This is a genomic window from Rapidithrix thailandica (assembly GCF_039710355.1).
Lineage (GTDB): Bacteria > Bacteroidota > Bacteroidia > Cytophagales > Flammeovirgaceae > Rapidithrix > Rapidithrix thailandica.
In genome coordinates this window covers 93,551-107,682 of record NZ_JBDKWZ010000013.1, presented here as the reverse complement: position 1 = coordinate 107,682, position 14,132 = coordinate 93,551, and the positions used below count along the sequence as shown (strand labels likewise).

Here is a 14,132-nt window from a genome sequence, read left to right as displayed (position 1 = left end):
CCCCTGTACCCAAAGAAGTAGCGTACAGGGGCTTTTGGTAACATCCAAGTAGTGATTTAGTTGAGTCCGGCCCTTATATTAAGTTGATGATTCACTTCCTTTTCCAACTCTAAGGCTTTGGGAAACAAAATATGGTTCTCTACTCTTGAGTGGAAGGCCAAATCTTTTTCAAAGGCAATCAGTTCACAATAAATCACTTTGGTATAAACAGTCGTATGCTCATCCATATGATAATTATTAGTCAATGCCCGGATTCCATCCATCTCATCGTCCTCTTCCATATGATGCTCGGCAAAAGCTTCAATAGAGTATTTTTGAGTGATTTTATACAAATCATATAAACCCAAATCCCCTTTAACAGCCTGTTGTAATTTCATGATATGAGAAAACAAGGTGTCTTCTTCCTCATAAATATGCTTGACAAAATCTTCTACAAAATGAGGAAAGATAAACTTCAGGTCTTTTGCCAATGTCCGGTTGGTAAAATATTTTGGCTGAACATTGGCGATCAACTCATTCATATAAGGTAGTTTATAGCGCACAAATACATGGTGGGCATGCCGGAGGTATTGTAATATGACAGTAATAGACGCTACTTGTAAATTTTCATCCAGGTAAATTTCCCGGTTATTTTCAAGCTCATCGAGGCGTTTCGCAAGTTGATCCAATCCCAAAGAACAAGATTTACAAATGGTTTCGAGGGTTTGTTCGGAATGTTTGTAAAACTTTATCCCAAAAGAATGTAAGACCTTTGCCAAGGTATAATTCTCATCTACCAATTCAATAATTTTCTTATGTGGTGATAGATTGGGCATAGACACTTTTTGGTTTGATGGATCAATTTACAAAAATCTGAAAATATTTGTTGAATCTAACCGGCAGATTCCTAAAATTAATACAGAAATCCGGTTTTATATTTCAACAAGTATTCCGTAATCCTCTCAAGATAATTGCCCTTGTACTCAGTACTTCTTTTCTAAAATTCAGACCTTTGTAAAAATAGAATCAGGAGCAGCATTATGGATGTGCTAAAGGCAGACAACTACAAACAACAAATCAAGCAAAAAGCATTAGAGCTGGGTTTCGAATTTTTCGGAGTGGCTAAAGCGGAGTTTTTGGAAGAAGAGGCCCCCCGTTTAGAAAATTGGCTCAATCAACAAATGCACGGCCAAATGGCTTATATGGCCAATCATTTTGATAAAAGACTGGACCCTACTCTTTTAGTTCCTGGCGCCAAGTCTGTGGTCACCCTTATGATGAATTACTTTCCGCAACGGGTGATGGACGTCTCTGACAATTATAAAATTGCGAAATATGCCTATGGCAAGGATTACCATTTTGTAATCAAAGACCGGTTAAAAAGTCTAATGCAGTTTATCCAGGAAACGGTAGGTGAAGTACACGGACGGGTATTTGTTGATTCGGCTCCGGTGATGGAAAGGGCGTGGGCAAAAAAAAGCGGCATGGGCTGGATCGGCAAAAACAGTCTCTTATTACACAAGCAAAGAGGGAGCTTTTTCTTTCTGGCCGAACTCATCATCGATTTGGATTTACCTCCTGATGGCCCCGTCAAGGACTATTGCGGAAGCTGTACGCGGTGTATGGATACATGCCCAACGGAGGCTATTCCCCAGCCTTATATAGTAGATGCGCGTAAATGTATCAGTTACCTGACCATTGAATTAAAAGAGCAAATACCGGATACCTTTGAAGGAAAAATGCAAGACTGGATTTTTGGCTGTGATATTTGTCAAGACGTATGCCCTTGGAACCGTTTTTCCAAACCTCATAAAGTCGATGAGTTTCTACCTGCTCCGGACATGGATAATTTAAACAGGAATGACTGGCAAGAACTTACCGAAGAAATATTTCGCACAATTTTTAAAAAATCCCCAGTAAAACGCACTAAATTTGAAGGTTTGAAGCGAAACATACAATTCGCAGCCGCTGCTACACAGGTTGTTAAAGGCAACTAAAAAGGCTACCCCCGGAAGAGTAGCCTGTATTTAAAAGCGTTATTGTTAGTTGTAATTTCGTTAATTCGAATAGGTCTTAAAACATGTCTTAATCACCTTTGGATAAAGATGACCATAATTGGAGTGGCACCATTGATTTAATTCATTCGTTTCTTGATCCACTAGGGCACCGATTGCTTTTCTGAGCTCCTTTTCAAACAATAACTTGTCAAATGATACTTTTTCCAAGATAGTTTTTGAGTATTCAAGCATGGTTCAGTTGATTAACTGTTAAACAATGTTAAAGAACTAGAAAGTAAGTATAATATAAAAATTTTTGAGAAATTTTACATATGTATTCAATGTTATTGGGGGCATTCCGAGTATAATCCAACTACGTCTATGTTAAAATCAAATAAGTTCTGGTTTTTAGTAATTACCAACGTTTTTGTTCCCTGGATATTGGCTTGGGGACAAGGAGTGAGTGTAGAGCTTGGTAATACTGAAATAGGGTCAAACCAAATGTTCCAAATCACCATTACCATTGAAAATGAGCGTTTAAAGGAATATTCCGGTTTTCCCGAAATACCTGGCTTTCGTAAAAGTGGGACCTCTTCCTCTTCTTCTACCAATATCGTCAACAACAAGGTGAGCATGTCTCAAAGTATTATTCAAAATTACTATCCTACCGGGGAGGGCACTTTCACGCTCAAGCCTTTTACAATCACTATCAATGGGAAAGAAGCCCGTTCTTCCGGGGCTACCATTAAAGTAGGTGCTCCCATTTCAGCCCAGAAGTCCGATCCTTTTGCTGATTTTTGGGGCTTCGGCAAGAGAAATGAAAACAAAGAGTTCGTAGATGTAAAAGAAGATGCTTTTTTTGCTATTTCCACTAATAAAAATGAAGTTTATGTAGGAGAAGGTTTTACTACCTCCATCGCTTTCTATGTATCGTTGAAAAATAAGGCCCGTATGGATTTCTACAAAGTTGGTGACCAACTGACCGAAATCCTCAAAAAAGTAAAACCCTCTAACTGTTGGGAGGAGAATTTTGGAGTAGAATCTATCAACCCGGAATATGTAACCATCAACGGAAAGCAATACCGGCAATACAAAATTTATGAGGCATCGTTTTATCCTTTAAACCAACAAACTATCAAAATTCCTTCAGTAGGACTCAAAATGGTCAAATACAAAGAGTCCAAAACCCCTTCCTTTTTCGGCAGAGACCTGAAAGAAGACTATAAAGTATTCTATTCGGCACCGAAAACCGTGCGAGTAAAAGAGTTGCCTACTCACCCCTTAAGAGACCAAGTGAGCGTGGGAGACTATCGCCTGGAAGAAAAACTGGGTTCAGATAAATTTAGAACCGGCAGAAGCTTTGTATACGAGTTCAAAATCAAGGGGGAAGGGAATATCTCTGCCATTAAAGAACCCAAACCGGACACCAAAGGAAAACTAACCATCTACCCACCTAGCATCAACCAGAAAATCAACCGGGCCAACGGGACTGTTTACGGCACGAAAAATATCCAGTATTTTATTGAGCCTCAAGAACCTGGCGAGTATCACTTGGGCGATGCTTTTCAATGGGTGTATTTTAATTCCCGTTTAAAAAAGTATGATACACTTCGTTCAGAGTTAGCCATTCAAGTTACCGGGGAAAGTAAGAAAAATTCATACATTGCTTCAAACGATATGGGTAGTTTCTATAGCTCTTTGGAGACTGAAAGCAATGAATTACAAAGCCTTCAAGAGCAATCCTGGATGAGGTATGTGACGTATGCCGGGGTCACTTTACTTTTGATCTTTACCGGAATTATCGTTTTCAAAAAATAATCCAATACAGGTTCAACAAAATCCCCCCTTGGATAATGTATCCAAGGGGGGATTTTGTCTCTTCCTTCATACTTTATATAGATCCTTCCAGCTGAACGAGATCAATAAATCGTTGAACCCGGTCGGTAATCTCCTTTTCACTCAAGTTAAGTAAGCGCTCGGTTCCAAACTTTTCCACACAAAACGATGCCATGGCAGATCCGTAAATAATTGCCCGTTTCATATTTTCAAATGAAATATCGTGTGTTTGAGCCAAGTACCCGATAAAACCACCGGCAAAGGTATCTCCGGCTCCCGTAGGGTCAAAAACATCCTCTAAAGGCAAAGCAGGAGCAAAGAAAACATGATCTTCTTTAAACAAAAGAGCTCCGTGCTCTCCTTTTTTCACAATCAAGATCTTAGGCCCCATTTCCATGATCTTCTTTGCCGCTTTCACTAAAGAATATTGTCCTGAGAGTTGCCGGGCTTCTTCATCGTTAATTGACAAGACATCCACCACCTTCAAGGTCTCTAGCAAATCCGGAAGGGCAATATCCATCCAGAAATTCATGGTATCCATCACAATCAACTTGGGCCTTTTATGTAAGCGTTCAATCACTTGCCGTTGGATTATCGGAGACAAATTACCCAGCATCAAATAGTCACACTCTTGGTAACTATCCGGCACTACCGGATCAAAGTTCTCCAATACATTTAGTTCTGTCACTAACGTTTCACGAGAGTTCATATCGTTGTGATACTTTCCGGACCAAAAGAAAGATTTTTCGCCCTGTTTGATTTGGAGTCCTTCCGAGTTTACCCCATGTTCTTCCAACATGCTGATTTCGCTCTGAGGAAAGTCTTCTCCCACCACTGCCACAATATTTACCTTTTGAGTAAAATAAGAAGCAGCCAAAGAGATATAAGTAGCGGCTCCTCCAATGATTTTATCGGTTTTTCCGAATGGTGTTTCAATAGCATCAAAAGCTACAGATCCTACAGTTAACAAACTCATTAGTTTTAAAAGTCTTTATGTCTGTACAAATAGTTTTCAATAAAATTAATATAATATCTTTCGGATAAAACCCCTTTCGCTTATTTCTAAAGTTGATATTCAAGTTTTAATTTTAATACGTGTTGAAATTGAATATCCGTAGTCATATCCTCATCATAAATTAGGCGAGTACCTAAAACTGTGCTCAGGTATTTGTTAATACGCATATCAAAAGAAGTTTCCCAATCCACATCAAACTTTCCTAAGTTCACAAAGTTGCTAAAGAAGTTCATTTTACTTAGAAATTTGATTCGCTCAAGCAACACCGCATTAAAGGTAGAATGCAGGTTAAAACCCATCTCCGAACGTACTTTTTTCCCTTTTTCCACCCCAAATTTCCCTTGCTCTGAAAGTTCCTCATCCAACACAAATGTCAACTTACCAGCGATAGGCGAAGCCACTACTGTAAAGTCGAACGATTTATAATAATCCAAGTCTTCGTACTGGATACCCATAGTAGCTTGCAAATATCCGGGAGCCATAAAGTTCGAAATTTTGGTGGCATTATCATCTCCATCATATTTTTTACCTTCGGCAATCTGAGATTTGAAGTTCAAGGTATTACTAAAACTCCAATGCCTGTTAAAACGGCCATTAAACTGTGTGGCAAAAAATATTTCATCCCGGGTTTTACGGAAGTCGCGGTCTCCCAGTTTGGCCACTCCATAATCAAAGCGGAATTGATTGGTCCAACGGGAGGCTTTGGATTCCCTTTTATTTTCGTACTCCAAGCGACCACCCAAAGAGATACTCGGCTCACCGCCACCTTGCCAGTTGACAAGTCCCACATTTGAAAAATCAAACGATACACTTCCTTTCTGTGTCCAGAACAAATCTCTGAGCCGTAAGCCTGACACTTCCTTATACTCTTTCACTTTTAATTTCTGAGGCAGGTGAATGGTTTTATCATCTATCAGAGCTAAATTGGCCAGGCTCACTTTCTGAGTGTAGGCTCGGGAAATATGCGGCCTTCGTAAAGTGTGAAGTAATTCCGGTGAAATTTTTTCTAAGGTTTGCATCATGGCCGGGTCAGCCATTCGAAAAACGGTCGTATCTACTTGTGCCTGGACGTACCCCCCCAAGCATAAAAGAATAGTGAAAAGGCTAGCTACTTTTAAGGGAATAAGCTTCATCGCTCTATACATTCGGGTAATTAATGAATCAATTGGTATTAACTATCTTAGTGTCTATTTAACTTTTATTACTGCACTCCCAACAGGGTAATTTTCCATAAAGCCTCCCCCCTGATTGGCGAAGGTCATTCTTGGCTTTTCAAAAAAAATAGTCCTTTGTCTGATTCTTGCTCTAAAAAACCGGACTACTTACTTTTAAAAGCTTTTTATTTATTTTCACGCCTATAAGAATGGAAGAAGGTATACTTCAAAATTACCTTGTCCAAGTGGAATTTTCAGATAATTCTCAAAAAAACATAAATTTAGTTTATACCTGGTCATTAATAAGGGCTTACACAATGAAACCTCATGTAGATTTCGTGTATACTTAACCTGAGAAGCAATGAGTTTTGAATTTTTTTTTGAGGCCTTAGGAAAAGGGCAATTAGAAAAATATACGGCCTTGGAAGGTTTGGCTTCCAAGATAAACATATACGGCAATCAATTACCTGAATGGAAAGAAGCAGACATTGCCCTATTGGGAGTAATGGAATACAGAGGAGCTTCTTACCAGGCACCAAACAAAGATTCTTTGTCTCTATTAAGAAAGGAGTTTTATCGCTTAAAACCCTTTACCAAAGAGTGTAAAATCGTAGACTTAGGCAACTTACGCTTAGGCCCTACTTTAGAAGAAAGTTACCTACGGCTCAAAGAAGTCTGCGAAATATTATTGAGTCACAATACCTTACCAGTTATTCTGGGAGGCTCCCACGACCTGGATTATGCACAGTTTAGGGGGTATGAAAGCCTGGACAAGATCATTTCCGTAGTCACTGTTGACTCCAAGGTGGACTTGGATGTGAATGCGAAAACCAAAACGGGTAACCACACCACGGATATTTTAATGCATCAACCTAACTATCTTTTCGATTACAATCACTTGGCCTACCAACGGTACCTTAACCCTATAGAGGTACTCAACACACTCGAAAAGCTAAATTTTGATATGACCAGTGTGGGTCAAATCCATGGAAACTTGGAAGAAATCGAACCCATTATACGCAGTGGGGACATGTTAAGCTTTGACCTTTCTGCGATCAAAGCCAGCGATGCCCCCGGAAATGCTCAGGCATTTGCCTTTGGTTTGACGAGCGAAGAAGCCTGTCAAATCTGTTGGTATGCAGGATTAAATGAAAAGTTGACTTCGTTGGGCATTTACGAGTACAATGCAGATCTTGACCCTCAGCACCATACTGCTCAAACCGTAGCGGTGATGTTATGGTATTTTATCGAAGGCTTCGGACACCGGCAAATTGAATACAGCTTCAAAAGTAACTTTCATGTAAAATACATCGTCCATTTGGGGGATACGGGCCAGGATTTGGTTTTCTACAAAAGTAAATCCACCGAAAAATGGTGGATGGAAGTTGGCCTGAAACACACTTCGGGTGAAGTTCAACGAAATATTATCATACCATGCAGCTATAAAGATTATGAGCTAGCCAACAAAGGAATATTACCCGAACGTTGGTTAAAAGCAGTAGGAAAATTAGGGGAATAAAATCAAATTAGTAGTTTCAAAGTACACCTCTTTTTATTGATTACACTAAGTTTCTTCCTTAAAAACGCCTTAAACGGCTCCCAAATAAAACCATGTAATATCCTGATACATAACAACCTGCAAAGAGTATTTAATGAACATTTAACAATTAATCCAATAAATGTATTATCATGCGTAATTTGACTTTCATTTTCTCCGTTTTGATCACAATAGGATTTTACTCATGTAAACCTACCCAACAGTCGACCGGGAGTAAGTACAATCGAAAATCCAATAAAAAAGAAGTAAAATCTACAAAAGTTCTGAATAAAGCATATGAATATATGGGTACTCCCCACCGCTTAGGAGGGACCACTAAACGGGGAATTGACTGTTCCGGCTTGGTCTATGTATCTTATCAATCTGTCAAAATCGCATTACCTCGTAACACATCCGGACTTTACAAAACCGGCAGACGGATTCGCATGAATGAACTTCAAACCGGGGACTTGTTATTCTTCCGGCAGCCAAAAGGAAAAAAAATAACCCATGTAGGGTTAGTAAGTAAAATAAACAACAAAAATTCCGTTATCTTTATACATGCTTCGTCAAGCAAGGGAGTACGAGAGGATGATTTGTTTTCTGACTATTGGAAAAAATATTTTGTAAGTGCCAGAAGGGTTTTGTAAGATTTTGTTTATATATTTGCGCAAAGGAAAATATTTCATATCTTCACTTCTAAATATTGGGGGATTAGCTCAGTTGGCTAGAGCGCTTGGCTGGCAGCCAAGAGGCCACCGGTTCGAATCCGGTATTCTCCACTATTTTTTTATCTTTTTCTCTACATTCTCATTGCTTTTCGGTATTTTTTTAATGACACCTGAGTTATATGGCCAAGTTAAAACACATCATAAAGCAGTTGTCTGACCACGATTTTGATGCAATTCATGCTTCTTTAGTAGAAAGTAATGCTGACAAATCAGCATACCTTCTTCGTTCAATGAGGGAAAAGCCTCTTTCTGATGCTAAAATCATGAAAGAGTTAGATGTGAATACTAACGCTTACTATACCCTCCGGTCCAGACTAAATCAAAAAATTGAAGAATATTTGCTGCAACAAATGGAAAGTCCCCGGACGGATTTGTTGAAAAAAGTAGCAAATATCAACGAAGTCATCTTCACGAAAAAAAAGGCCATTTCAGTTGCCACGCTCAAAAAATTAGAGCGAGAGCTGTTGGATTATGACCTCTCCAATGAATTGACAATTGTCTACAAGACCCTTAAAAAATTACATATAAACTCTCCGGAGTATTTCCACTATTCTCAACTGTATAACAAGCACGTAGCCTATATGCTTGCAGTAGACAAAGCGGAAGACCTTCTGGCTGAATACCTCAAGAAATTCGGGAACTTTACCCTGTCGGGAGAAGAGGTGGATAAAATGGGCTTAGATCTCTTGGCACAAGAGATGGACAATGTTTGCAATTTGTACCAGTCGCATCGCTTGTATGTATATCAAAGTTGTCTGAGCATTTTTCACCGTCTATTCATCGAAAAAGGAGAGTCTCCGGACGATGAGAAAGAACCAATTGAGGATATTTTAGACAAAATTGAACATATTTTCGAAAACTACTACTTGGATTCGATCTACTTCCACTTAAAGTTAGTCTTTGAATATCTACGCCTGGAATATTACAATTACTATAAAGTATATAGAAAAGCTGAAAAATACTTTGATGAAGTAAATGAAGAAATGGCTTCCTTACTCACCAATTACAGCTTGTACACTTATCCTCCGCAGTTTTTAAAAACCAAACTGGAAAGGCATTTACGCCTTGAGACAGAAGAGCAACTGTATGAAGAAAACGAAAGCTTCTTTTCTTCTTTTGACTGTGACAAGGAAAATGTTCCTATGTATATCAACTATGTGATGTACCGGTCGCTGTCATGCTACTATGTCAAAAAACACGATGAGGCCTCCCGGTGGGTAAACAACTTGCTAAACGAAGTAAGTTTGAAAAAATACCCCTACGCCTTATTGGAAATCAAAACCATATTGGCCCTTCAGTATTGTTGTCAAAAGGATTTTGAGTTATTCAACCAGCTGGTCAACAGTATACAAAGACAAATCCGCATTTTAGGAAAAGAAAACTGTGAAGACATTGTCCTGTTCATTAAGATACTCAAAACGGCTATTAGCGAATCGAAAAGGGACAAACCGGGGAAAATGCGGGCACTGATTGAAAAGTATACTTCCATCAATCACAATCGCCTATTTAACCCTACACGATTTATCCGCATGGATGATACCTTTATCGAAAACTTACTATAGATGGGCCCGTTAGAGAGTCCAAATAAAAAAAGTCTTCAGTTTATCGAACTGAAGACTTTTTTTATTTTCAACTACCGAAGCCGCTAATCAAGAAAGGAACAAGGAAACACAATTATTCCTTATCTCATTTCTTGATTATTGACGCAGGCAAAGTATTAAATATCTAAGGAAGTAAGGTTTTGCTGAGTGAGCGGTTTATTAATATACTTTTTCACATATGCATAATTCTTCGACTTGCTGATGTCCTGAGGGTTAATCGAAGAAGTCAACATCACAATTTTGCATTTTTTCTTGGTTTCCTCGTTGAGTTTGTCAAACAGATCCAAAAATTGAAACCCATCCATCAAAGGCATATCAATATCTAAGAAGATGACCTCAGGCAATATCTTGGCTGCATACCCTGACAACTTCTCGATATTCCTCAAAAACTCTATAGCACTTTTGGCTCCGGAGTGAACATAAATGTTCTCACTAATATCAGAAGCCTCAATCATTTTTTGATTAATGAGATTATCAATCTCATTATCATCAATCAGCATTACCGAAAAATATTTTTTACTTGCCATTAGATATTGATAAAAAAAAATTAATTCTAAACTGGTTCTCTATTAATTGGATTGCAATATTTATGCTGCAGTAAGTATAATAAAAAAATATGCCTAATAAAAATAAAGACAATTTTAATATTCCTACAACTAAATATCAAATTTAATTCCTTGGGCAAGCGGTAATTGTTTTCCGTAGTTCATTGTATTCGTTTGCCGTCTCATATAAACTTTCCAGGCATCAGAACCTGATTCACGTCCTCCTCCGGTTTCTTTTTCACCGCCAAAGGCACCTCCAATCTCCGCACCGGAAGTTCCGATATTGACATTGGCAATTCCGCAATCAGACCCGGCATGAGAAAGAAAATACTCCGTTTCGTGCATATTGGTAGAAAAGATTGCCGAAGACAAACCTTGCTTCACATCATTGTGTAGGCTCAGTGCTTCTTCTACTTCTCCTTTGTATTTGATGAGGTATAAAATCGGAGCAAAGGTTTCTGTTTGTACAATATCAAAGTGGTTTTGAGCTTCCGCAATAGCAGGTTTTACATAATTTCCGGATGCATATGCCTCCCCTTCCAGTACTTCACCGCCTGTCAATACTCTACCTCCTTCTTCTTGTACTTGTTGCAATGCTTTTTTGAAATTCTCAACAGAATCCTTATCAATCAAAGGCCCTACCAAAGTACCTTCAGATAAAGGATTACCGATTGCCAAGGTGGGATAGATCTTCAACAAACGGTCTTTTACTTCTTCATATACGTTTTCGTGTACGATCAACCTGCGCGTGGAGGTACATCTTTGCCCACAAGTACCTACCGAACCGAAAACCGTTGCCCGGATGGCCATTTCCAAATCGGCATGTTCCGTAATGATGATGGCATTATTACCTCCCAATTCCAGCAATGATTTGCCAAGGCGGGCTCCTACTACTTCTCCTACTTTTTTACCCATTCGCGTAGAACCGGTCGCTGAAATCAACGGCAAACGGGCATCCGCCGACATAGCCGCTCCGATTTCCGCATCGCCGATTACCAAGTTAAAAATTCCCTCCGGAAGGTCATTCGCCTTGATGACTTTATTGACAATATGTTGACAGGCTATGGCCGTCAATGGAGTTTTTTCAGAAGGCTTCCAGATACATACATCTCCACACACCACTGCCAACATCGTATTCCAAGACCATACAGCCACAGGGAAGTTAAAAGCTGAAATAACTCCAACCGGTCCAAGTGGGTGGTACTGCTCGTACATCCGGTGGTCCGGACGCTCCGAATGCATCGTCAAGCCATACAGTTGTCTGGAAAGTCCTACAGCAAAGTCACAGATGTCGATCATTTCTTGCACTTCACCCAATCCTTCCTGATAGATTTTTCCCATCTCGTAGGTAACCAGTTTTCCCAAAGCTTCTTTATGCTTTCGCAACTCCTGGCCTACTTGACGGATGATCTCTCCCCGTTGTGGGGCCGGCACTTTTCGCCATACCTTAAATGCCTCCTGAGAGGTTTCAATAATTTGATTTAAATCCTTTTTAGTGGCCAACTTCACAGAAGCAATCTTCTCCCCATCTACCGGAGAGATAATATCCCTCACTTCCCGCTCGCTATCATCCAGCCAGACTTGCCCGGTAGCACCTTGTGGGTTAATTTCCTTGATTCCAAGCTCTTGTAGCATTTCACGGATCTCAGTCGTTTGATTGTTCATAAGTGTTGTTTTGAATTTAGGTTGATGTATTCTGTTAATTTACAAATACTCTGAAAATCAACTCAGAGTGTATAAAATTCTCATTTTCAATATTTTACTTTCTTATAAAAGACACCTGATCTGCAATCACTTAGTCCACAAGTTATTGTCCCTATAAAAAGATGAAAACATGGATTTGCCAAAGGGCTTAAAAGCCGGAAGAGAGGTTCAAATAGACATCATCCCCCTCTCCCCCCATCTCTTTAAAATTAGGCCTAAAGCCCTTTAGTTTTGGCTCATTAAAAAAGCCTTGATAAAATCATCAATATCTCCGTCCATTACGTTTTGCACATCTGTGCGTTCTACACTTGTCCGGTTATCCTTCACCAATTTGTAAGGATGCATCACATAACTCCGGATTTGTGAACCAAAGTCGATATTCTTCTTAGAGCTTTCAATTTTCGCTTTTTCTTCACTGCGTTTTGCCAGCTCCAATTGGTACAGCTTCGACTTCAATAAGTTCATAGCTTTCTCCTTGTTTTGCAACTGAGAGCGCTCTTGTTGGCATTCCACAATGATGCCTGAAGGAGCGTGTCTTAAACGCACGGCAGTCTCTACCTTATTGACGTTTTGCCCTCCGGCCCCTCCCGAACGGAATGTTTCCCAAGTAATATCTGCCGGGTTGACTTCCACAGTAATGGAATCGTCCACCACCGGATAGGCAAAAACCGAGGCAAAAGAAGTATGACGCCTTCCCCCCGAATCAAAAGGTGAAATCCTTACTAAGCGGTGCACACCAATTTCGGATTTCAGATATCCATATGCAAAGTCCCCTTCAAACTCCAAGGTTGCCGATTTGATTCCGGCCCCTTCACCAGGCTGGTAGTTTACTTCTTTCACTTTATAGCCTTTTGCTTCTCCCCACATGATGTACATCCGCATCAGCATTTCAGCCCAATCTTGGCTTTCCGTTCCTCCTGCCCCAGGGTTAATCTCCAATACGGCATTGAGTTGGTCTTCTTCATTGCTCAACATCTTCTTTGCTTCCAGGCTCTCCAATGCTATAATCAACTTGCTTTCCTCTTGTTCTACTTCCGAAAGCTCAGCTTCTCCCCCTTCGTGAAATTCAAAAATAGTTTCCAAATCTTCGTAAGAAGATTGTACTTTATCAAAATCAGTCACCCAGTTTTTTTTGACTTTAATCGCTCTGAGCAGTTTTTCCGCTTCTTTAGGATCATCCCAAAAGCCCGGCTGGGTGGTTATCTGCTCTTCTTCTTGTATTTCTTTGAGTTTGTGATCGTAGTCAAAGATACCCCCTCAAGGCCTCTACCCTGGCCTTTAACTCTTTCAATTGCGCTGCATTCATGGTACAAAAATTAATAAGGTGAAACAAATTACCAACACCAGGCTAAGAGGCGCAAGATTGCCCGGTGTAACAGTTTTATATAAATTTTTAACGTGGGTAAGCTACCGGTAACTCATAGCATTTGTTCCCAAAAAACGATTTCCGTTAAAGGAATATCCTCCCCGATCAGTAAAGTAAACCGATACTATTCTTCTTCGTCCAAATGATCTTCCTCCGAATAAAGCTGCCCTCCCCGACTCTCTTTAATTTCATCCATCAGAAGATTAATATCAGCCAAAAAGTCATCCGGATAAGGCATTGATTTTTCTTCTTCACTTAAATTCTTTACCGCATCTTTTACCTTCTCCTCATCGTATTCTTCTTCTCTTCTGTCCTGGCGTTCACTCTTTTTTTCCAGGCTTTCCCAGTCCACATTTCCCTCTTCCTGTTGTACTCTATCTTTATCCTGATCTGCCATGACGCTATGGTTTGTGTTAAATGAATGTTTTTATACTCCCATGTACTTTTGCTCTATTGACAACCGTCTCAAAAACATGATAAACCAATCGTTATCAACAAGTTAATCAGCAAACCCAACTATTTAAGACGGTTGTGTTTACTCACAAATAACTACAGGAGCCAACTTGCATCCAAAATTAACCAAAAAAACGATGAAAGCACAAGACAGGGAAAAGGATTACTTGGCCGGGTTTCAACACCCCCGTTTTTAGCGATAGCCCCTTACTAA

The 14,132-nt window shown here is 39.7% G+C and carries 12 protein-coding genes and 1 tRNA gene; 6 read left to right on the top strand and 7 right to left on the bottom strand.

Annotated elements, in window-relative coordinates; genetic code table 11:
- Nucleotides 1–56: 56 nt before the first annotated feature.
- Nucleotides 57–815 (bottom strand): iron-sulfur cluster repair di-iron protein, encoded by a 759-nt coding sequence (locus AAG747_RS20590; protein WP_346823112.1) that lies wholly within the window; start codon nt 813–815, stop codon nt 57–59.
- Nucleotides 816–1,019: 204 nt separating this feature from the next.
- Between AAG747_RS20590 and queG the strand changes: the two genes are divergently transcribed.
- A complete protein-coding gene (gene queG, locus AAG747_RS20585; protein WP_346823111.1) occupies nt 1,020–1,976 on the top strand; it encodes a tRNA epoxyqueuosine(34) reductase QueG in 957 nt (318 codons plus the stop codon).
- A 381-nt stretch (nt 1,977–2,357) separates the two neighbouring features.
- Nucleotides 2,358–3,794 (top strand): BatD family protein, encoded by a 1,437-nt coding sequence (locus tag AAG747_RS20580; RefSeq protein WP_346823110.1) that lies wholly within the window; start codon nt 2,358–2,360, stop codon nt 3,792–3,794.
- Nucleotides 3,795–3,867: 73 nt separating this feature from the next.
- On the opposite strand, the gene AAG747_RS20575 is transcribed toward AAG747_RS20580, so the two are convergent.
- Together AAG747_RS20575 and AAG747_RS20570 are read right to left on the bottom strand one after the other, a co-directional pair.
- On the bottom strand, nt 3,868–4,788 hold the full coding sequence (locus AAG747_RS20575) for a PfkB family carbohydrate kinase (protein WP_346823109.1): 921 nt from the start codon (nt 4,786–4,788) through the stop codon (nt 3,868–3,870).
- An 86-nt stretch (nt 4,789–4,874) separates the two neighbouring features.
- A complete protein-coding gene (locus tag AAG747_RS20570) occupies nt 4,875–5,960 on the bottom strand; it encodes a DUF3078 domain-containing protein (protein ID WP_346823108.1) in 1,086 nt (361 codons plus the stop codon).
- Nucleotides 5,961–6,342: 382 nt separating this feature from the next.
- Between AAG747_RS20570 and AAG747_RS20565 the strand changes: the two genes are divergently transcribed.
- The 4 genes from AAG747_RS20565 (at nt 6,343) to AAG747_RS20550 (ending at nt 9,811) form a co-directional block, all read left to right on the top strand.
- Complete coding sequence (locus AAG747_RS20565; protein WP_346823107.1) at nt 6,343–7,500, top strand: formimidoylglutamase; 1,158 nt, start codon at nt 6,343–6,345, stop codon at nt 7,498–7,500.
- Nucleotides 7,501–7,670: 170 nt separating this feature from the next.
- Nucleotides 7,671–8,168, top strand: a complete 498-nt coding sequence (locus AAG747_RS20560) for a C40 family peptidase (RefSeq protein WP_346823106.1) — start codon at nt 7,671–7,673, stop codon at nt 8,166–8,168.
- 58 nt (nt 8,169–8,226) lie between these two features.
- Nucleotides 8,227–8,300 (top strand) — tRNA-Ala (locus AAG747_RS20555).
- 68 nt (nt 8,301–8,368) lie between these two features.
- On the top strand, nt 8,369–9,811 hold the full coding sequence (locus AAG747_RS20550; RefSeq protein ID WP_346823105.1) for a hypothetical protein: 1,443 nt from the start codon (nt 8,369–8,371) through the stop codon (nt 9,809–9,811).
- Between the two features lie 155 nt (nt 9,812–9,966).
- Here the strand turns inward: AAG747_RS20550 and AAG747_RS20545 are convergent, their stop codons facing one another.
- From AAG747_RS20545 to AAG747_RS20530, 4 genes are all read right to left on the bottom strand, one after another.
- Complete coding sequence (locus AAG747_RS20545) at nt 9,967–10,377, bottom strand: response regulator (RefSeq protein WP_346823104.1); 411 nt, start codon at nt 10,375–10,377, stop codon at nt 9,967–9,969.
- Nucleotides 10,378–10,506: 129 nt separating this feature from the next.
- Complete coding sequence (gene amaB / locus AAG747_RS20540) at nt 10,507–12,060, bottom strand: L-piperidine-6-carboxylate dehydrogenase (RefSeq protein ID WP_346823103.1); 1,554 nt, start codon at nt 12,058–12,060, stop codon at nt 10,507–10,509.
- A 264-nt stretch (nt 12,061–12,324) separates the two neighbouring features.
- Nucleotides 12,325–13,405 (bottom strand): peptide chain release factor 2 gene (gene prfB / locus AAG747_RS20535; protein WP_346823102.1). Its coding sequence is split into 2 segments (ribosomal slippage): nt 12,325–13,344 and nt 13,346–13,405, totalling 1,080 coding nucleotides; the frame shifts between segments, so codons are not numbered across the junction.
- 184 nt (nt 13,406–13,589) lie between these two features.
- Nucleotides 13,590–13,862, bottom strand: a complete 273-nt coding sequence (locus AAG747_RS20530) for a hypothetical protein (protein ID WP_346823101.1) — start codon at nt 13,860–13,862, stop codon at nt 13,590–13,592.
- Nucleotides 13,863–14,132 lie beyond the last annotated feature (270 nt).